The sequence below is a fragment of the Aquimarina sp. EL_43 genome, from assembly GCF_943422735.1.
GTDB lineage: Bacteria > Bacteroidota > Bacteroidia > Flavobacteriales > Flavobacteriaceae > Aquimarina > Aquimarina megaterium.
In genome coordinates, this window is the sequence record NZ_CALSBR010000001.1 from 4,624,074 (window position 1) to 4,645,559 (window position 21,486).

A 21,486-nucleotide genomic window follows, 5' to 3' on the forward strand; every position below is an offset into this window, starting at 1 on the left:
TAAAGAAATGCCAATATGAATTGTAATTTTTTAAACTATTTTAATGGCATTATTTTTGTTTTTATATAATTCATGAATTTGATCTTTTGGAAAGAAAGTTTCTTTTTTTAGTGGTACATTATGATTGCATTAAAAACTAAAGAATTTTTAGGAACAACAACAGAACATTTTTCTTTTAGAAATTATGATATTTCTATGGTGAAATACCATAAACCGGTTTCAGAAGATTGGCATTCTCATGAAAAATATCACCTTTCTTTGGTTTTGCAAGGCGGTAACTTAGAATCTCGAAAGGGAAAGGATATTCAAATTTTTCCGGGAAATATTGTGTTGTATGATAAGCTAGAGGTACATCGTAATAGGCATACGGCATTTCCGTCTGAGAATTTAAATATAGAAATCGATGATTCTTTTTTTATGAAAAATGAACTGCCAACTTCAGATTTTAGGACTTCGATTCTTAAAAATACTGCAGTTCAGTTTCAACTATTAAAAATATATAAGGAATTAAAGATCGATGATGCATCTTCTTCAGATTCGATTCATTCGTCATTACTTACATTATTTTCGGGATATAATAAGATGACCGATTATAAACCTATATGGGTCGATACTATTCGAGAGTTGTTATGCGATAGATGGGATGAATTTATTAGCCTAAAGGAGTTATCAGAAAAAGTACAGATACATCCGGTTACAATTTCTAGGTATTTTTCAAAATATTTTAATTGTACATTGGGAGAGTATATGCGTAGGATTAAAATAGAAAAAGCAATTTTGTTTTTAAAACATACAAACAAACCTCTTACCGAAATTACATTCCTCTGTGGCTTTTCTGACCAAAGTCACTTTTCTAAAACCTTTAAACTTTGTACAGGGTTCAAACCCAATGAATTTAGGCGAATATAGAGAAATGTGCTCTAGAGGTTAATTTCATCCTATTTTTCATGGATTTTTCTTTATTAATTTACACTAGGTAAAAATCACTTGCCAATAATTAATAATTCAGCTTTCATGAAACAAACAGTATTACAGAAAAGTAAAATAGTAATCGCATTTCTTTTCATTACAACATCTTTTTTTGCTCAATCTAATAATGAAATCATCAAAGAAGCGCAAAAATTATTAGAAAAAAACTATATCTTCTTAGATAAAGCAAAAGAAACCAATGCTCATTTGGATGCATTGATGGAAAAAGGTTTTTTTGATAATCAATCTCCCAAAGATTTTGCCAAAACACTCACCCAGGAATTACGAAAAATCACAAAAGACAAGCATCTACGGTTTTTATCTCCCAGGCCACCAGAACAATCAAAAAAAGATACAAAAGCTTCTTTCATACAGAACTTATCTAGATATAGACCTCCTATGCTAAGGGGATTTAAACTTATGAAATCTAATATCGGTTATATCGACCTTGCTTTTTTTGGTGGTTCTGAGGAACATTTGGCAAAAATAGATCAGGTAATGAATGATATGCTTGTTGCAGATGCTATAATTATAGATATGAGAAGAAATGGTGGCGGAAGCCCAACTACGGTAAATTATTTATCGAGTTACTTCTTTAATGAGAAGTTATTGTTAAATACTATTTATTCTCGTGCCAATGATCATACCGAAGAATTATGGGTGGCAGATGTGAAAGGGATAAAAAGACCTAAAGTACCTGTTTATATACTTACCAGTGATTATACATTTTCTGGTGCCGAAGATTTTTCATACACTATGCAAAGTAGAGGTAGAGCCACTGTAATAGGAGAAGTTACGGGAGGGGGAGCACACCCAACCAGAGGTTTCTCTCTACCAAATGGATTTAGGATTGCAATCCCTTTTGCAAGAACAATAAATCCGGTTACTAAGACCAATTGGGAAGGTGTTGGGGTGCAACCTGATATAAAAATATCTGCAAGTAAAGCTTTAGAAAAAGCAAAAAAACTAGCATCAGTACAAGCTGTAATATATAAAGATTCATTTTTTGAACCCTTAGAAAAAACTCTTACAGTTATAGAGAAAAATAAGACAACAAGCCAAGAGTCTAAAAATGATATTTACAAACAACTTGTTTTATTAACCCAAACCGGTATGATAAATGAAAGTGAAATTAATGCAATGGGGTATTATTATTTACAAAACAATAATCCACAAACAGCTTTAATTATTTTAGAATCTAATACTCAGTTATTTCCAGATTCTGCCAATGCCTGGGATAGTCTTGCTGAAAGTTATTTGGGACTAGAAAACAAAGAAAAAGCAATTGAATATTATGAGAAAGCAATTGAAATGGATCCAAAAGGAGGAGTAGGAGAAAATGCAAGAGGAATGCTAAAAAGAATTAAGTCGCAATAGGTATATGAAATAATAGATATGTGATTTTAAAGTGAACTCTAAAATCACTAACAAAATGCCAAATAAGCTCTATTTTTTTAGAGCTTATTTGGCATTTTTTATATCTAAACCAGACGTTGCATTCAATACTTAATTAAATTTTAAGTATGGATTTACCAATATAGAAGAGGAGAAAAAATGAAATTAGTTCTCTTTATAGTCAATAATATCTTTTATTTCTACTCCCATATAATCGGCAATTTTCTTTAGCCGCTCAAAATCTTTTACCAGATCTTTTCGCTTAACCACATAATCTCCTGCCTGAGGACTAACTCCTAAAGCTTTAGATATACCGTATACCGTTTTGGCTCCTTTACTTTTTTTAAGGAGCCTTTTTAATTTCTTATTAATCATAATTACAAACATACATATAACATTTGATTAATCAAATAAATTTTTATTAAAAAAATATTTGATTATTAAAAATATGTTTGTATATTCGTAGCATACAAATTCAAATCATCGAACTATGAAACTTTTATTTGCAACAGTACTATTTTGCGTATCTATAGGAAATGCAACTCCTTCTAAAACAGAGCCTACTACTGATAAAAAAGAAAAAACAGAGCGTAAGAAAGAAGTTGATGAGAAGACATCAAAAAATAAAAATGTCCATTCTCTGAAAAAATGGAAAATGACGATTGAATATGTTAATGGTAATACAATATCGAAGACGATTGTGGTGAGTAAAAACTCACGCCTAAGTGCATTACAAACTGCTTTTGAAGAAGCAGATAAGCACCTAAAGAATATAAAAAATGTAAAAGATTATAGTATCTCTCCTGTAACGAGTTCTTATGTGCTCTTAGCAGGTGATTAAGAATTAATCAGTAACCCCTGAACTTACCTATTTTGATAAAAAAAGAAGCCACATTTTGTGGCTTCTTTTTTTTTATGAACTCTACAGTATACCAGTATCTGCAACACGTAATAAGATTTTTTTATACATAAGCGATTTAATGTGTAACTATTTTTGAACATATTCGTCATATTTTAAACGACCAAAATGTCATCAAAACTTCAACACATAATAAAGTATACCTGGATAGGTCTCGTTGCCTTGTGTTTGTTGATATATTTTATTTATCCAACCCTGTTTACAAAAGAAAAAATTGCTTCTTTTGTAGGGCAGTTTCATAGATACGCTTGGATGGCTTATTTCCTAATACATGTGATAAGAGGTTTCATTTTGTTACCCAGTACACCTTTAATTTTTGCAGGTGTGTTATTGTTTCCTAATAATTTAGTTTGGGTACTCATTATTTCTTTAATAGGAATTCTTGCATCATCATTATTAATCTACTTTTTTTCGAATACATTAGGTTTTTCTAAGATATTTGAAAAAAATAATACCAAGTTTAATGTTATAGAGAATAAGTTATTGGGTAAAAATGGGTATTTATATATTATCCTTTGGTCTTTTATACCGGTAGTACCTACAGATTTAATTTGTTATCTATCTGGTGCAATTAAAATTAAAATCCCTGTATTTATAGCTTCTATTTTATTGGGAGAATTAGTTTTATGTTCAATTTATATCTTTGGAAGCGCATTCATCATCAATTAAAAATCAATCATAATCAAAAAATCATGTCAAACCTTTTCACAATTACTGCTTTAAAAAACCTAAAACAAACAGGGAGTTTATTTCGAAGTTCTAAAACATTAGCAAATAAACTTATTGAACCTTTGGATAGGAATAAAGATTTGGTAGTGATTGAGTTAGGTGCTGGGGATGGAATTATAACAAAACAAATTTTAAATAAAATAGGATTGAATTCTTATTTACATTCCTTTGAAATAAACCTTTCGTTTGTACCTATATTAAAGACTATAAATGATGAGCGCTTAACTATACATAATACATGTGTATCTAATTTGGCTACTATTTTTTCTGAAAACAAAGTGGATTTTGTAGTGTCTTGTTTGCCTTTAGCAAATATTGAACACACATTTAAAAAACAATTAATTGAAGATGTAAAATTTATACTTAAAGATAGCGGAAGCCTAATTCAGTATCAATATTCTAAAAAAGATTTAGAGTTCTTAAAAAACAATTTTACAGACACAAGCACAACACTTTGTATTAAAAATATTCCGCCAGCGTTTATTTATAATTGCAAAAACTAAATACCATTAATTTTTTAGTGTAATACATATTATACTCTAATCATATTTCAAAAAAACAATACATTTCTATCCATTAGAACTATAGAGTTTATATATACTACTCTTATAGGTTTGACCTACAGGTATTTTGTGTGTATCGATCAAGATTCTATTTCCTTCGATAGTTTTTATTTTATCGATAGCAACAATAAAAGATTTATGAACTCTTATAAAATTGTCTTTTAACAGAAGCTCTTCTAAAGATGATATTTTTTCATGGCTAACAATTATATCATCATCATTAAGGTAGAGTTTGGTATAATTTCCATATGCTTCAATAAACAAAATTGTTTCTGTAGCTATTTGGTGGTATTTTTTATCGCCCTTAATAAAGAAACGACTTTGTTTTGCAATAGGGGATGGTGCCGTAGTGGTTGTATTATTTTTTACAACAGTATTAATCGTTTTATTAATAGCTTTTACAAACCGTTCAAAAGAAAAAGGTTTTAATAAATAATCTGTGATATCTAGTTCATATCCTTCGATAGCAAACTCTTTATATGCTGTTGTAACAATAATTTTAGGGGGATTAGATAGTGTTTTTAAGAACTCAAAACCCGATAATTTTGGCATATTAACATCCAAAAACATAAGATCTACTTGTTCTTTATTAAGCATTTGCATAGCCTCGAAAGCATCATAACAATTACCTGCTTTTTCTAAATGCGGTAAATTATTGCAATACCCCTCGATAATACGATGTGCAATAGGTTCGTCGTCTATAATAATATATCGTATCATTGTGTGTCTATCTCTAACGTTGTTTTGTAAATGGTTTTATTTTTTTTGATAAGTAGTTTATGTTTTTGAGGATAAATAAGTTTTAATCTGTCTTTTAAATTATCCAATCCAATCCCATGTTGACCGGTTTCTTTTGGTTCTTCATAATTATTTTCGATACAAAATTTAATGGTATCGTTTTCTGTTGTTAAGTTAATATGAATATAAGCATCTTTTGTTAATCGTTCTACGCCATGCTTAAACGCATTTTCTAGCAAAATGATAAATAACAAAGGTGCAACCTTATCATCTTTATCATAAGTATAATCAAATGTTATAACCACTTTTTTTTGATACCGTATTTTATGTAATTCTATATAGTTCTCTAAATATTTGATTTCATCTTTTAATAATACAACATCTTGTTTACCTTCATAAATAGTATATCGCATCATATCGGATAGTTTTAGAACTACTTCTGGAGCACTATCAGATTTTTCGACTGTTAAGCCATATAAATTATTTAATGTATTAAAAAAGAAATGTGGATTTACCTGGCTTTTTAATAAAGCCAACTCGGCTTTCCCTTTTTCTGCTTTTAATGTCTTTAGCCATTTCCATTGTTCAAATAACCAAAGCATGATTAGAATGGGTATTGGTAATGTAAGAATAATGAATGCAATATCTTTTTCATCATTTAAATAAGTGTCTAAGTTTTTAGAAAACAAGCGAACATAAAAGAAATAGGATATTGCGATGGTATAGATTACTAGAATGAGCAGCTTATACTTTTTAAAAAATGAAGAAAATAACACATAAAAAACACCTAACCAGAACAATGTAATTAGAAATATAACAATAGGATTATCTGGGATTTTCCAATAACTATCTACCGTAATGGCTACTATGAGTAAAAGTATTAGTCCAAGTATTTTATATACTACAATTTTATTTTTTTTGAAATACCTGAATTTATAAATAGGAAGTGATGCAACAAGCCACCAAAATGTAAAAATAACAATAACTTCTATATGATTATCTTCTGGAATTTTGATGAACTCTATATGCTCTAAATACAGTATTGTAAAGAAGACCACAAAAAAACCAATTACAAAAGCTTTATATTTTTTTAGAAATGTAATCATATCTACAAAAATACAGATGTTATAGTGTCTTGACAATAAATTTGATGAACGATACTTTTTTTTGCATATACACCTTTCTTTTTTATATCAATCCTACTTTGTATCTATTATAGATGTTTGTATCGATTTTTTTAGTGTAGTGGTCATAAAAGTTGGTTAGTGATCTCATTTCCGAATAGGTTCGTATTAGAAATCATTAATTAATCAAACCATGAACAGATTACATATTCAAAATTTATCTAAAACGTATCCTAATGGAGTAAGAGCTCTGGATAATGTTTCTCTTACCATTACCAATGGTATGTTTGGCCTATTAGGGCCCAATGGAGCAGGAAAATCATCTTTAATGAGAACAATTGCTTCATTACAGGAACCTACATCGGGTAAAATAACCTTTAATGACAAAGATATTGTTAACCACCCTCAGGAAATTAGAAATCATTTAGGGTATTTACCTCAAGAGTTTGGAGTGTATCCTAAGATTAGTGCTCAAAATCTACTTCATCATATTGCTATTTTAAAAGGAATATCTAATAAAAGCGAATGTAAAGATCAGGTAGAAGCGCTATTACAACAAACAAACTTATATCAACATCGTAAAAAAGCTGTACATACATTTTCTGGTGGTATGCGGCAACGTTTTGGAGTAGCTCAAGCGTTATTGGGTAATCCACAACTTATTATTGTAGACGAGCCTACTGCAGGATTAGACCCCGAGGAACGTAACCGATTTTTGAATTTATTAAGCGAGATAGGAGAGAATGTGATTGTTATTCTATCGACTCATATTGTAGAAGATGTTCGCGATTTATGTGCAAATATGGCTATTATGGGAGAAGGAAAAATTATAAAACAAGGCAATCCCATAGAGCTTACGAAAGCCTTGGCTGGAAATGTCTGGACAAAAACCATTACAAAGGAAGAACTTCAATTTTATAAAGAGCAGTTTAATATAATCTCCACACGACTAGTTTCGGGGAAAACACAGATTCAGGTTTTTGCCGAGACCATTCCCGAAAACGGATTTGAAACTATGCAACCAGATCTGGAAAGCGTGTACTTCTCTACATTATTTAATAATCAACCTATAAACAGCTAAGCTATGATATCTTCTTTATTACGTTTTGAAGCCAGCTACCAACTCAAACAAAAGGCATTTATTGGTTTCATCATTATTTTCCTTCTTTTTGGATTTATGTTGGGAAGTCAGGGTTCTTCTTTGGCTAAAGTAAATTTTAATTCTGGATACCAGATTAGTTATAACATTGCCGTATTATCACTTGGGTGTATGTTTGCTATTATGTTTTTTGCCATTAGTGGAATGCTAAGAGATAAGCAATATCGAATGGAAACTATAATCTATAGCACACCAATAAAGAAATCTCATTTTTTTCTTAGTCGATTTCTTGGAGTATTTGTATTTAGTTTGCTTGTTTTTTCGATGACTTTAGTCGGTTTTGCTTTGGGAACATTTATGCCTAACTTAGATCCAGAACGACTGGGATCTTTTCAGGTGACTCATTATTTGTCGACATGGTTGCTCATAGTTTTACCTAATGTTTTTATTTGTACCGCATTTGTTTTTTCGGTTAGCGCATTTAGCAAAAATAATATCGCTACATATATTAGTGCAATTCTAATATATGCACTATACTGGATTTGCTCTATCTTTTTTAACTCCCCCTTGTTGGTCAATGCAACACCTGCTTCTCCAGAAAATTTGATTATAGCTGCATTAGCAGATCCGTTTGGACTTTCTGCCTTTTTTGAGCAAACTCAATACTGGACTCCTTTTGAAAAAAATACACGATTCCTTTCTTTTTCTGGTAATTTTCTATGGAACAGAGTGCTCTGGATTTCAATATCACTACTAGTTTTAAAAATAACGTACACCTATTTTTCATTTAAGAAATTAAAACAAAAAAGTAAAAGAGTAGCAATTATAGAAGAAAAAGAAATAGTAAAAAAAGCATATTACCCCATTACTACTATAACAACTACGGTAAGAACACATATAGCAAGTTTTAAATCTTTATTAAGAATCGAACTTACCAATGTATTTAAGAGTTTACCCTTTATAGCTATTATACTAATTTGGATTGTTATTGTTGTTACCGAAATTTATACAAGAGTTAATCAAGGTGGGGCATATAATGATAGTTTATATCCAACAACAGATTTACTCATTTGGTTAATTAAAGATCCGTTACCATTTTTGGGGTTATTTCTAATTGTATTTTATAGTGGCGAATTAGTTTGGCGCGAACGTAGCTTGCAATTTGACGGTATAATTGATGCTACCCCAGCTTCGAATATGGTATTTTTTTTATCAAAAGCCATAACACTTATTCTATTGCCAATTATATTGATCACAATAAGTATTCTTATCGCTATTGGGATTCAAATTACAAAAGGCTATTATATTTTTGAAATTTGGCAATATCTCTCTATGTTTTATTACCTGGGGATGAGTTTTCTCTTTTACATTTTATTAGCCTTATTTATTCAAAGTTTATCTCCCAGTAAATATGCAGGTATAGCAATTACAGGATTGATTATTATCTTTTTTGGAAGTTCTATGGCTTCATTTATAGGAATTGAACATTCATTACTTCGAATAGGGAGTTTGCCTGCTACAAAATATACAAATATGACAGGTTATGGGGATTATACTAAACCTTTTCATTATTATGCTGTTTATTGGACTGCATTAGGTTTAGTGCTCACAGTGTTATCTTTTAAATTATGGCAACGAGGTACAATACACAAGTTTCTTTTCAGATTAAAACAACTTCGATATCATTGGAAAAAATGGGAACTTGCTACACTTGTCTTTTTTGGAATACTTTTTATGGCCTCAGGAGCAACTATTTATTATAATAAAAATGTAATAAATGAGTATGTTACAGTAGGTGATACCTTAGATTTTTGCGAGGCATACGAAAAAAAATATAAAAAATATGATGTCCCCAGACAACTCGTTCCTGTAGCAATAAAAACCAAAATGGATATATATCCAGATGAGAACTTCTATACTATTAAAGCCGATTATATTCTCGAAAATAGAGGAAAAGATAGTTTACGAGAAATCTTTATTTCAGAGAGGGTTCCGGTTACTAATATGTCTATAGAAAATGCAATATTAGAAAAACACGATAGTGTTTATGATATTCGAATTTTTAAATTTGAAGAACCTCTGGCTCCAGGAGAACAAATAAAATATACCTATGAATTAACTTATCAAAAAAAAGGGTTTGAAACCAGTAATATTTTGGTCAATAATGGATCATTTATACAGCATAGTAATTTTGAACCAATTTTGGGGTACACTACGAGTTTTGAAATCACAGATTCGTTCGAAAGAGAAAAACGTGGGTTACCAAAACAAATAGAGGATGAAAACAATGCTAGCCATTTTAGTGCTGTTGATGTTTCACATGTTAAATTACCATATGAAACTGTTGTGTCTACACAAAAAGATCAGACCGCTATAGCAACAGGAGAATTAATAAAAACCTGGGAAGAAAACGATAGAAACTTTTACCATTATAAATCGTCTCATGATATTATTCCCTTTTTAGCTTACTATTCGGGAGCCTATAAGATCGAAAAAGAAAACTATAAGGGAGTAGAAATCGAACAATATTATCATCCTGGACATGAGTATAATATCAATACTATTTCAGAAAGTACTAAACAAACTTTAGACTATTGTCAAAAACACTTTACAGATTATAAGTTTGATCACATACGAATTGCAGAAATACCAGGGCATTGGCGATTTGGAGGACAAGCACAACCAGGAACTATTGCAATGGTAGAGAATCGATTATACCTTACAGATAATCGTAATACAGACAATTTTGATCTTGTAGCCAAACGAACTATTCATGAAGTTGCACACCAATGGTGGGGCCATATACTTACTCCTAAAAATGTAGATGGAGGAGGATTAATCACAGAAGGGTTAACCAAATATACCGAAGCAGTTATTATGGAAAAATACTATGGTAAAAAAGCAATTTGGCAATTAAGTAAATCTGCTAATACTAGATATTTTACCGGTCGTTCTTATGCTACCGATCCAGAACCTCCTTTATACATTGGAGAAGGGCAGTCTTATTTGCTTTATGGAAAAAGCTATGTGTCCCTGTTAGCACTTAGAGATTTGATAGGAGAACAGAATATGAACGAAGCTCTTAGAAAATTGGCAATCAAATATAAAGATGAAAAGGAATCTAAAGTTACATCAACAGAATTATTAAACGAGTTTTATGCGGTTACCCCAGAGAAGTACCATATTTTGATAGATGATTGGTTTAAACGTATTATTACATATGATTTACAAATTGAAAATGCAAAGGTTACTGTACTCGATACTGGTAAATACGAAGTTACTATAGAGGTTTTGGCAAAACGTTTTGAAACCAAAGAAAATGGAGAAGCGGTAGCAATTTCAATAGATGAACCTATTCAAATTGGGATGTTTTCAAAAGACCCAAGTACGATAGATCATCAAGATGCTATACTATATTTAAAGCCTCATCAGATCAATACAGATCAAATGCAGATTAAACTTATTGTAGATGAGATTCCACAATATATCTCAATTGATCCTTTTGGTACCCGTTTGGATGCAAATAATGTTGATAATACTAAGAAACCCATAGGTATTTAAATGATTAATTTATGATATGGTGAAAAATAATGGGAGTGTAAAAAAAGAATTCATAACTTTCAAAATTCTATTATATTGAATTTATGAAAAAAATACACTTCCTTATTTTTTTATTAGGTTGCTTTACAGCATCCTTCTCTCAGGATATAAATGAAGCTGATCAATTTTGGAACTCATTACAGAATTTATGCGGAAAATCATTTGAAGGCACTCTAGAACTACCCGTAGATGATAAGCAATTTGGCGGTAAACGATTAGTGATGCATGTGCGTTATTGTAGTGATAACGTTATTAAAATACCTTTTTTTGTTGGAGATGATAGATCCAGAACCTGGGTGTTAACGTATAAAAATGATCGTATTACTTTAAAACATGATCATAGACATGAGGATGGCTCTGAGGATAAAATAACACAATATGGTGGCAAGACAACAAATGTTGGGCAGCAAGGTATACAAGTGTTTCCTGCAGATGAAGAAACTAAAAAAATGATCCCGGCGGCTTCTACTAATATTTGGTGGATTACAATTGATGATACAACTTTTACCTATAACTTAAGACGTTTAGGAACTCCTCGTGTTTTTAAAGTTGTAATGGATATCACAAAACCAGTAAAAAACCCAGATGCTCCTTGGGGGTGGGAAGATAATTAATACATTCTTAAATATAGTATTGTATTATGTTGGACAGTATTGATCATAAAATTATTGATAGACTTAAAGATAATTCGAGAGCATCTTATGTTGAAATTGGTCGACAAATAGGGCTTTCTCCATCTTCAGTTAGGGAGCGTATTCAAAAATTAGAAGACCTTGGCGTAATAAAGGGCTATAGACTAGAGTTGGATAATAAAAAACTAGGCTTTGGTATTGAAGTTCTTATAATGCTCAAATTGTTTAGCGGAAACCTGAATGTGTTTTGTAGCGAATTAGATAAATTTCCAGAAATTGTTGAAGCGCACCGTGTTACAGGTGCACACAATATTTCTATGAAAGTGAAATTAATTGATCAATTACACTTACAACAGTTTATTGATAAACTACTACGATATGGTGATCCTACAACGTATTTAATTTTATCTGATATTTAACTCATTTCACCTTCACCAACAGGTTCATTAGCAGTAGAAATCCTAGAATTATTGAATCCATTATCATTATTGAAATAAACATAGATTGGGCTTTCATTTCTTAGCATATCTATTAAATGTTGTAATTGATCATAATGATAATAAAAGCTATAATTTGATCCAGAAACTGTTGCTACTGGTAATACAGCATTAGGATCTTCTCTAAACCAAACAGAACAGGTTTCCCCACCAGCTCCCTTTAAAATTAGATTGGTTTTTCCTAAGCTTCGGGATGACCAATTGTAATATGAATATGTTTTTACTTGAAAAGATGATTGTGCCATAACTTTATAAATTTATTATGACCAAATATACAATGGAAGGTTTTGAGATAAAAGAGTTAAAAGACTGATAGGTAATAGTTAAAACCCTGTTTTTTTTAAAATGATACGCAAAATTTAATTTTTTGCATTGAAATCATGATTTATAATAGTTTTTTCATCAGGACTTTCAGTAATATTTAGATGATTAATTTCCCCTGCACCCAAAAACCGGTAACGAATACCTACAAATTTCCCTATGGATTTATTGTATTGTCTCGAGTAAATTTCCTTATCATCAACAAAAACAGTCAATTTTTTTTCTATAATATTGATATCGATAGCTTTGAAATCAGAAAAATCTACCCCAAAAGCAGAAAGATCATGTTCTTTACCTCTTAAGTACACATCATTAAGCATTACATTGATATCTGAAACACATCCCGGAATAGAAAATGGTACTATTAAAGCTCCATTGGTACCTAATATAACTATTCTGAATTTTTGACAAACCGCCCATTTTTCCCTATACAGGTTACGAACAGAAGTTTTGATCCTGATATTATCTCCAGACACAGCCCCAAAATCTTTTACCAAGTGAAAAGTAGAGACTACAGGTTCTGTAGTAGACTTAATTTCATTAATGATAGTATTTGAAAAAGATAATCTATCTCGAAACATATCTGTATTTGAGACATATTTTGGGATAGGCTTATAATCTATAGTGCCCATCCAATTATTTGAGGTAATAAACAAATCATGCTCTTTTATAATTTGCCCATCAACCAGAAGTCTGGCACCAAAATACCCTGGAAAATAATAAATACCAGTAGCTTTCTTTTGTCCTGGTTTTATTTTAATAGTTTTTGTAACATCCCAGAATTGTTGAATGTATATACTATCGGATTTAATCGTATTTAAATCAAAATCAAAGACTACAGAATTTGGTAACCCTTCGGTTATTGGTCTACTACTAAAAATGATTTTTGAGGAATCAATATTGGTTACTTCCTCTTTTTTAGCTCCAATCATAGAATAAAACGAAATAAACACAATAGTCATAATCGAGGCAGAAACCATAATAACGCCTAGATTCTGAGTTATTTTTTTCTCTACCCAAGACGGTTTTTTGACATCTTTTTTATTCTTGAAATCTCTCCAATTTGCATATCCAGCAAATTGTGAAAGTGTGTTTAATGTACTAATACTAGGAGCACTCTTATAATTTACTTTACCCCAAACACGTTTTAGAGTCGTTGGACTTAAGAGAATACCTGTGCTTTGCTGAATACTATCACTCAGTTCGATAAATACATCATTATGCCATTGATCAGAGTTTCCCCACTCGAGTTTCTCCTCGATTTCGAGCAAACACTTTTGTACTAATTTATGTTCTGGATACGTATTCATAATATCAAACAAAAGTCATCAAAAATTACGACTTGAACAACATTGAACCGATTTGCACCAACTTGTTTATACTTTATATACTATACATTAGAACTTTGAATGAAATCAAAAAACGAAACTCATGATTAGATATATTGTATTCTCTATAGTAAGTATTTTTTTTATTCAAAAAGGGAATTCTCAAAATATAATTCCTTTAGATACGATTCATTGGGAAATAAATGCCCAATCTTATGTTTTAGAAAATTATAAAGGGAAAGATGCAATTTATATTCAGCGTGGCTTAGCATTTTTAAAAGATACTAAATTCTTGAATGGTACTATTGAGTTTGATGTATATCTTACTAACCGACAAGGGTTCCCTGGTGTTCGTTTTAGAGCTTCTGATAGAAATAATATGGAATCTTTTTACCTGCGAGCCCATCTTTCGGGTAAACCCGATGCCAATCAAGCTGCTCCTGTTATTAATGGTATAACACCGTGGCAACTTTATTTTGGACCTAAATATTCTTTTGCATATGACTATAATTATGATGATTGGACCCATGTAAAAATAGTAGTGAATGGTCGTAGAGCACAGATATACCTGGACTATTCTGAAACTCCAAACCTATCGTGGAATCTGGTTCATGATCCCAAAGAAGGACAGATTGCAATAGGAGGCGGGGGTCCCGCGGCCATGCATTATGCGAATTTCAAAATTGATAAAAGTAAATATGAAATAGTAGATTTTAAGCCTATAAAAAGAAAACCTATTGAAGGATTAATTTCAGAATGGCAAGTGTCTGATATGTTTGAAGAAAAATTAGTAAATAATCCATTGAAGCTAAATGAAGTAATTCAATCTAGAAAATGGGGAAAAACAATCCAGGTAGAAGAAGGTACTGCTGCAAACATTGCGAGAGAAGTAGTTTTGGTTGACGGAACTCCCGGAAATACTGTTTTTGCAAAAATTAAAATTACATCAAACAAAGATCAAATAAAGCTTTTTGAATTTGGATACAGCGATAGAGTAGTAGCTATTTTAAACGGCAAGCCTATTTATAAAGGAACAAATAGGTGGCGTTCTAGAGATTATAGATATTTGGGTACTGTAGGATTGTTTGATGCAATATATCTAAATCTTAAAAAAGGAGAAAACACACTTCTATTGGCCGTTTCTGAAGATTTTGGAGGCTGGTTAGTAACAGGGAAATTTCCCGATCAAAATGGGATTAAAATACAATAAAGCAATCTAGTAATGAAAATTATGATTGTGAATCTTTGATAGAGATGATGCGACCGAATAATAATTAAAATTTAGCTAAGTAAGTTATTAATGTTTGGCTTATATATTTTCCCCACAGGAATTTTATGATCCTTAATTGTTATTCGGTTGCCTTCAATTAATTCTATTTTACTCTTTGCAATAATAAATGATTTGTGCACCTTTATAAAATCTTTTTTAGAAAGTATCTCTTCAAAAGAAGATAAGGTTTGATGCGTAATGATCATTTGATGTTCTAAATATACCTTTACATAATTTCCATAAGCTTCTAAGAATAAAAGATCTTTTAATTTTACCTGATAATGCTTTTTGTTGTCTTTTAAAAAAATACTGGAATCATCGATATTTTTTACGTTTTGCGAATGTAATGACAATGTTCCCTGCACTTTTTGTATTGCTGTAACAAATCGCTGAAAACTAAATGGTTTTAATAAATAATCATCAATATTAAGTTCATAACCTTCTAATGCAAACTCTTTATAAGCAGTAGTTACAATAATCTTAGGAGGATTAGATAATGTTTTTAAAAAATCAAAACCTGTAAGTTTAGGCATATTAATATCTAAAAATACTAAATCTACCTGATGCTGATTTAGGTACTCTATAGCCTCAAAAGCATTATAACAATGCTTTTGAAGCGATAAATAGGGTAAATTACTGCTATAATCTTCAATAATATCGTGTGAAGCGGTTTCGTCGTCTATTATTATGTAAGTGATCATGATTTGTATAATTCTAATTCTACAAAATATACTTGATTTTGATTGTTAATCGTCAATTTATGTTTACCGTTTGGGTAAAGTAAATTAAGGCGATCTTGTAAATTTTCTAAACCAATACCTTTGGACTTTACATGTGTTTCGGGATCATAATTATTTTTGATAGTAAATAGTATTTGACTGTCGTTTTCTAGTAGCTCAATGTGTATAAAAGATTGATTTACAAGTTTTTCTACCCCATGTTTAAAGGAATTCTCTAACAAGATAATAAACAATAACGGAGGGATAGGGTAGTCCTTATTAATAATACTATGTTTAAAATCAATATCGATTGCTTTATGATACCTGGCTGTTTGTAGCTCAATAAAATTGGTTAAATATTTAATTTCTTCTTCAAGATGAACAGCTTCTTCTTTTCCATCATAAATAGTAAATCGCATCATATCTGATAGTTTAAGCACATATTCTTGTGCGGTATCAGGGTCTTTTTTAATTAATGAGTATAAATTATTAAGTGTATTAAAGAAAAAATGAGGGTTTATTTGAGTTTTTAAAAGTTCTAATTCTGCTTTGGCTTTATCATTTTTAAGGGTCTGTATTTTTGCCCACTGTTCAAATGCCCATGAAAAAATGGTATAAAAAATCAATAGTGCTAGTAATATCCCAAATAGATCTGTAAGCCATATATTATGATTAACTACCCAAAAACTTTCTTGATCATCATCTATTCTATTGGCCATATTCATTCCGAAAATCAACAGCCCGATTATAGCTATATATATAATTATTTTTATAGTAGAATTAGGCCAATTTGTTTTTAATTTACCTGTTTTGAATAGATGAAATAATATCATATAAGAAATCACTAAACCGGTAAGAAAGTTTAAAAAAATATGTAATTCACTATTACTATCTTTAAAGATTAAGCTTAATGTAGCCAGAATTACTGCAAGAATGGTTGTAATATAAAATCTCTTTTTTAATGTCATTATTCAAATATATTAAAGATTCACAGAAATTATATTATCAGCCATATTTCTATCTAATCTGGTGTAATATGGATCGATGCCGATATAGACTGGTATTTCTTTGGTAATAATTTTAAAAACCATTTCTTTTTTATTGATCTGTTGAGGTTCTAAATAGAGGATATCTTTATTATTATTGACGGCTTCAGGATGTTTTTTAAATATTCCAATTTTAATAGGTTCGTTAATATTGATTGTGATTTTTTTTCCAGTAGTATCCGTTTCAAAGCGTTGCGCTTTTATATCTATGGTAATTTCGTATGTACCATTATTAAGTTTTTTATAAGAAGTACTCTTAATCCCCAAATCATACGTGATTACACGTTTCATCCAATCATCTATTAAAGTATGATACTCTTTTGGAGTGACTGAATATAACTCTTGAAGAAAATCAAGTGTTGTTGCAATGGGCTTATGGCTGTATTTGTGTATCATATTTTGTAGCGCAATGTTTAGATTGGATTCTCCTATAAGATCTTTTATCGCAGACATAACAATTGCTCCTTTACTATATCCTAGGTATTGTTGTAACTGACTTATGTATAATGGTGGTTCTGTTTCGGTTGCATGAGAACGACCACTAAAATATCTTTTTATCGTATGCTCTGATAGTTGTCTAACCATAGCTTTATCGTATAATTTTTCCATAATTACAGTTTCAGAATATTTGGCTAGAGATTCTGATAGTACCATGAATCCATCAATTCGCTTTGGTGTAAGTAGCCCTCCCCACCATTGATGAGCTATTTCATGAATGATCACTCTAGCAATTACATTAAAGTCCTGTGGGTTTGAAACATCTCTTTTAAAAACTTTTTCATTAATACTAATTACACCTGGCATTGCCTGGCCATTGGCTCCACCACCTCCGAATATTGACATTTCACCGATACGAAGATGTTTATGAGGATATTTTCCAAAATTATCGGTTGCATAATCAATAGTTGCTTTAGCCACTTTTATCATTTCTGCTATGTTTCTGTAATGCTCTGGGAGGTAATATAATTCAATTTGGATGCCCTTGTGGTTTGTTTTTTCAATTTTGTAGCGAGCTGAATGATACGCCACCATACTGTTAATTTTACCTTTAGATTTATAATGATAATAATTTTTATTATCCGATTTCCAGTGTCTTATTAAATCACCAGAGCATAGTACAGATTGATCGTTTGATGTAGAGACTACGGCTTCAAAATCTATATTTTCAAAATTAAATTTCCCTCCGATTTGCAAATAATTGTCATTAACTACTGGTTTTTCTTTTACAGGTAATCCTCGTTTCTCCCGTTCATAAACATGATTAATCTCGTATTCGCTTACATAACCCAAATGAGGACTAAATTGGTGACTTTTAATATAAGATCCATTATTTGTAATACTATTATCGATATTAAACCCAGAAGAACTTTTGGTTAAATTATATTCCATTTTTAGGATCGAACCCTGTTGCAATGGAGTATGAAGTTTAAATAAGTAGGTCCCTATGATGGAATCATGAAAAACTTGTGTGCTATTTTCTATAGATAGTTTTTTTAATGGTATCGGTGCAGTAATAAAGATTTCTTTTATCGGTTGAGTGTTTGTATTCGTTATCAAACAGGAAGCTTTTACTTCATATTTATGTTTATTTGGAAAAATATCTACTGCTGTTTGTACTGAAACTAATTTTGGTACTACCAGATGATCATATTTTTTATAAGCACGTTCATATTTCTCATTAAAATCATATGCTTCATCCGCTATTTCATATTCATTGATGATGTTGGTATTATAGTAGATATAGCTACCGATAGTTACGAATAGAAAAACAAAGCCTATCAATAGTACTCTTTCTTTTTTATTCCATATCGTTTTAGTGTATGTTTTGATAGTAGAAATGGTTCCTCTTTTCCATAATTTAAAACCGAATAGGGCCGTTACTCCTGCAAAAGTGATCCAATACAAGGATAACCAGTTAAATTTTACAACATATTGTCCGTATCCATTAAAATCAGAATATGCTCTGGCCATACTGGGTAGGTTGTTGAAAAGAACCAAAGGATGTTCTAATCCTATGCTATTGCTTAAGGGACCAAATAATAACATAATACCTCCTGAAATTACCATTCCTAAATACTTGTTAGAAACTATATTTTGAATTAATAATGCAAAAATTGTGTATAATAAAACCTGAAGCCCTCCGAAGTACAACATCGAAAAATAATGAGTTAATCCTAAATCGTAATAACCATTTGAAAGCTGAAATGTTATTGCAACAAATATTGATATTAAAATAAGTAGTATGGGGATTATAGCTATTGTAATATACTTAGAAATAAAAAATGTACTATTTTTTATAGGTGTTGCCTCAATAATCTCATGAAACTTGTTAGATCTTGATTTCCATACCACCTCACCAGTATAAAAAACAATAAGTAGCAATCCCATTATTGGTAAGATTTCATGAATCAAACCTATAAACAGGTCTGTAGTAGGGTAACGATTTCCGTAAATCCCAAAACTACGTACGCTATTATTAAATGCCAGTACAATCATAGCAATCCATAATAGCATAATGACAAGAAAAGGAATTCCTGTAATTATCATTTTTGTATCTAATACTACAATCGATCTAATGCGTGCTATTCTAGCTGCTAATGTATCTGAAACAGTAGTTACAGGTGTGTAAGTAGAATTACTAGTTGTACCTTCTATAGATATAGCTTGTTTTTTTATTTTTTGATCTAGTTTCCTGAAATGAAATAACCGATATGATATTAGTATAGATGCAAGGCCAAAAAACATCCAAATAATTCTGTTCCATACAAAATGCCCTGATAGTGAAATAAGAGTTTCGTTTTTTTCTATTGGTGTTAAGAACTGAGTTTGTTCAAAAAAAGCACTTAATCCTATTGGATCTACTAAAGACGCAATTTCTAAAACCTCTGGATCAGAAAGTATAGAGCCACCAACAAGAGGAGAATTAATATAGAACCCCGAAATCCAATGAATAATAATAAGCAGGAGTCCGGTGATATACGTCACTATTGCTTTTTGAGATAGAAGTGTCGCCGAGAATAGAAAAGCAGTACAGATAAAAGCATTAGGCACTATAATTGTTAACCAGGGCCATAGATAATGACTTATGTCAAAATGGTGTAATGCCTCTGGATTTAGATTGGCAATGTTTGTTCCAATAAAGACCCCTAATAACGCACTACTACCAATGAGAAGAGATATCAAAAAGAGGCCTAGAAAACGATTGATTAAAAAGCTATGTTTTTGTATTCCGGTACTAAAAATTATTTCTTTGGTATGAAAAGTTGTATCCCGAAGTAATCCATTTACACAAAAAAATATACTGGCAAATACAACACCTATACTAATAATACCTGATAGAAAACTTAGGTTATAAGCATCGTTATACATGTTGCTAAATTCTAAATATTGAAAAGCTTGTGTAATGGCAAGAACACCATATCCTATAAACAATACTAGAAATAGTATGAAGGAAGTTTGGCGAGTATGATATCGCCATTCGAATTGAAGTAATTTCGTAGTCATGATTAGTATAGTATTGATTGTTTATTAATTGTAGAAAAATAGACATCTTCTAAATCTGGTTTAGAAGCTTTAAATCCTTGTTCTGGCCTATCATCTGCTAATACGCGAAGTTCTATTTTACCACCAAATAATCGAGTTGATAAGACATTAAAGGCATTTTTGAAAGCCAAAACATTTTCTTTGGCGACAACCTTATACCATATTTTACCTTCTAAGTGAGTAATAAGTTCTGAAGGAATGCCTTGTTTTAGTATCTTCCCTTCTCCCATAATTGCCATATGAGCGCATAGATTTTTAATATCTTCAACAATGTGGGTAGAAAGAATGATAATTCTATGTTCTCCTATTTCACTTAGTAAATTATGAAAACGATTACGTTCCTCTGGATCTAAACCTGCAGTGGGTTCGTCTACAATAATAAGTTTGGGATTGCCTAGCAATGCTTGTGCGATACCAAATCGCTGACGCATACCTCCTGAGAAGGTCTTTACAGACTTTTTACGTGCCGTATATAGATTCGTTTGATGTAATAGCCCTTCTATCTGTTCTTTACGTTCTTTGCTATTCAATATGCCTTTTAATATGGCTATATGATCTAATAGTTGAATTGCTGACAATTTGGGATATACCCCAAATTCTTGAGGTAGATATCCTAATTGGTTTCGAATAATTTGTGGTTCTTTACTACTATGTGTATCATTAAATAATATGCTTCCATGAGTAGGCTCTTGTAGTGTAGCTAAAGTACGTATTAGTGAAGATTTTCCTGCCCCATTAGGACCTAATAACCCGAACATACCATTGGTAATCGTTAGGTTGATATCCTGTAATGCTTTTACTCCGTTGGAATAAGTTTTAGATAGATTTTCAATTTTTAAAATATTCATAGGATTCGTTTTAATTGATGGTACGAACCTACTTATAGCATCCATATCTTGCTATTTATTTTGATGAACGTCCTTTAAGTGTTGATGAAAAATCAATATAAAGAGACATAGTTTTATGATTACATGATATTGTATTGTTTTGAAAT

General features: G+C 30.9%; 19 protein-coding genes. 10 read left to right on the forward strand and 9 right to left on the reverse strand.

Features of this window, described 5'->3' with window-relative positions; all coding sequences use genetic code 11:
• Positions 1-120: 120 nt before the first annotated feature.
• Together NNL09_RS19900 and NNL09_RS19905 are read left to right on the forward strand one after the other, a co-directional pair.
• Positions 121-909, forward strand: a complete 789-nt coding sequence (locus NNL09_RS19900; RefSeq protein WP_196910179.1) for a helix-turn-helix domain-containing protein — start codon at positions 121-123, stop codon at positions 907-909.
• A 105-nt stretch (positions 910-1,014) separates the two neighbouring features.
• A complete protein-coding gene (locus tag NNL09_RS19905) occupies positions 1,015-2,346 on the forward strand; it encodes a S41 family peptidase (protein WP_196910178.1) in 1,332 nt (443 codons plus the stop codon).
• Positions 2,347-2,529: 183 nt separating this feature from the next.
• On the opposite strand, the gene NNL09_RS19910 is transcribed toward NNL09_RS19905, so the two are convergent.
• On the reverse strand, positions 2,530-2,751 hold the full coding sequence (locus tag NNL09_RS19910; RefSeq protein ID WP_025663833.1) for a hypothetical protein: 222 nt from the start codon (positions 2,749-2,751) through the stop codon (positions 2,530-2,532).
• A 103-nt stretch (positions 2,752-2,854) separates the two neighbouring features.
• Between NNL09_RS19910 and NNL09_RS19915 the strand changes: the two genes are divergently transcribed.
• The 3 genes from NNL09_RS19915 to NNL09_RS19925 all read left to right on the forward strand — a co-directional run bounded on the left by NNL09_RS19915 (position 2,855) and on the right by NNL09_RS19925 (position 4,515).
• Positions 2,855-3,205 carry a hypothetical protein gene (locus NNL09_RS19915; protein ID WP_025663834.1) on the forward strand — a complete coding sequence of 117 codons (351 nt, stop codon included), beginning with the start codon at positions 2,855-2,857 and terminating at the stop codon, positions 3,203-3,205.
• Between the two features lie 186 nt (positions 3,206-3,391).
• Positions 3,392-3,952, forward strand: a complete 561-nt coding sequence (locus NNL09_RS19920; protein WP_025663835.1) for a TVP38/TMEM64 family protein — start codon at positions 3,392-3,394, stop codon at positions 3,950-3,952.
• The gene (locus NNL09_RS19925) at positions 3,910-4,515 is read left to right on the forward strand and encodes a class I SAM-dependent methyltransferase (protein ID WP_196910177.1); all 606 of its coding nucleotides are present in this window, start codon (positions 3,910-3,912) and stop codon (positions 4,513-4,515) included. The genes NNL09_RS19920 and NNL09_RS19925 overlap by 43 nt, the downstream gene beginning before the upstream one ends.
• 66 nt (positions 4,516-4,581) lie before the next feature.
• Here NNL09_RS19925 and NNL09_RS19930 read toward each other — a convergent pair whose 3' ends face one another.
• The gene (locus tag NNL09_RS19930; protein ID WP_196910176.1) at positions 4,582-5,295 is read right to left on the reverse strand and encodes a LytTR family DNA-binding domain-containing protein; all 714 of its coding nucleotides are present in this window, start codon (positions 5,293-5,295) and stop codon (positions 4,582-4,584) included.
• Complete coding sequence (locus NNL09_RS19935) at positions 5,292-6,419, reverse strand: sensor histidine kinase (RefSeq protein ID WP_025663838.1); 1,128 nt, start codon at positions 6,417-6,419, stop codon at positions 5,292-5,294. Before NNL09_RS19935 ends, NNL09_RS19930 begins: the two co-directional genes overlap by 4 nt.
• A 211-nt stretch (positions 6,420-6,630) precedes the next feature.
• On the opposite strand from NNL09_RS19935, the gene NNL09_RS19940 reads away from it, so the two are divergent.
• The 4 genes from NNL09_RS19940 (at position 6,631) to NNL09_RS19955 (ending at position 12,187) form a co-directional block, all read left to right on the forward strand.
• The gene (locus NNL09_RS19940; protein ID WP_196910175.1) at positions 6,631-7,518 is read left to right on the forward strand and encodes an ABC transporter ATP-binding protein; all 888 of its coding nucleotides are present in this window, start codon (positions 6,631-6,633) and stop codon (positions 7,516-7,518) included.
• A 3-nt stretch (positions 7,519-7,521) separates the two neighbouring features.
• Entirely contained in the window at positions 7,522-11,097 is a 3,576-nt protein-coding gene (locus NNL09_RS19945; protein ID WP_196910174.1) for a M1 family aminopeptidase, read from the forward strand.
• 83 nt (positions 11,098-11,180) lie between these two features.
• The gene (locus NNL09_RS19950) at positions 11,181-11,750 is read left to right on the forward strand and encodes a hypothetical protein (protein ID WP_025663841.1); all 570 of its coding nucleotides are present in this window, start codon (positions 11,181-11,183) and stop codon (positions 11,748-11,750) included.
• Between the two features lie 26 nt (positions 11,751-11,776).
• Positions 11,777-12,187: an Lrp/AsnC family transcriptional regulator gene (locus tag NNL09_RS19955; RefSeq protein ID WP_196910173.1), complete on the forward strand. Its 411-nt coding sequence runs from the start codon at positions 11,777-11,779 to the stop codon at positions 12,185-12,187.
• Here NNL09_RS19955 and NNL09_RS19960 read toward each other — a convergent pair.
• Both NNL09_RS19960 and NNL09_RS19965 read right to left on the reverse strand, forming a co-directional pair.
• On the reverse strand, positions 12,184-12,510 hold the full coding sequence (locus tag NNL09_RS19960) for a hypothetical protein (RefSeq protein ID WP_196910172.1): 327 nt from the start codon (positions 12,508-12,510) through the stop codon (positions 12,184-12,186). The two genes, NNL09_RS19955 and NNL09_RS19960, sit on opposite strands and share 4 nt — an antisense overlap.
• Before the next feature lie 114 nt (positions 12,511-12,624).
• Positions 12,625-13,896 carry a hypothetical protein gene (locus NNL09_RS19965; RefSeq protein WP_196910171.1) on the reverse strand — a complete coding sequence of 424 codons (1,272 nt, stop codon included), beginning with the start codon at positions 13,894-13,896 and terminating at the stop codon, positions 12,625-12,627.
• A 121-nt stretch (positions 13,897-14,017) separates the two neighbouring features.
• On the opposite strand from NNL09_RS19965, the gene NNL09_RS19970 reads away from it, so the two are divergent.
• Entirely contained in the window at positions 14,018-15,124 is a 1,107-nt protein-coding gene (locus NNL09_RS19970; RefSeq protein ID WP_025663843.1) for a hypothetical protein, read from the forward strand.
• Between the two features lie 71 nt (positions 15,125-15,195).
• Here the strand turns inward: NNL09_RS19970 and NNL09_RS19975 are convergent, their stop codons facing one another.
• Genes NNL09_RS19975 through NNL09_RS19990 form a run of 4 tightly spaced genes read right to left on the reverse strand, consistent with a single transcriptional unit; the run spans position 15,196 to position 21,340 of the window.
• Positions 15,196-15,885, reverse strand: a complete 690-nt coding sequence (locus tag NNL09_RS19975) for a LytTR family DNA-binding domain-containing protein (protein WP_196910170.1) — start codon at positions 15,883-15,885, stop codon at positions 15,196-15,198.
• Positions 15,882-16,871 (reverse strand): sensor histidine kinase, encoded by a 990-nt coding sequence (locus tag NNL09_RS19980; protein ID WP_196910169.1) that lies wholly within the window; start codon positions 16,869-16,871, stop codon positions 15,882-15,884. The genes NNL09_RS19975 and NNL09_RS19980 overlap by 4 nt, the downstream gene beginning before the upstream one ends.
• A gap of 12 nt (positions 16,872-16,883) precedes the next feature.
• On the reverse strand, positions 16,884-20,453 hold the full coding sequence (locus NNL09_RS19985) for a M1 family aminopeptidase (protein WP_196910168.1): 3,570 nt from the start codon (positions 20,451-20,453) through the stop codon (positions 16,884-16,886).
• A 2-nt stretch (positions 20,454-20,455) separates the two neighbouring features.
• The gene (locus NNL09_RS19990; protein WP_196910167.1) at positions 20,456-21,340 is read right to left on the reverse strand and encodes an ABC transporter ATP-binding protein; all 885 of its coding nucleotides are present in this window, start codon (positions 21,338-21,340) and stop codon (positions 20,456-20,458) included.
• Between the last annotated feature and the right edge of the window lie 146 nt (positions 21,341-21,486).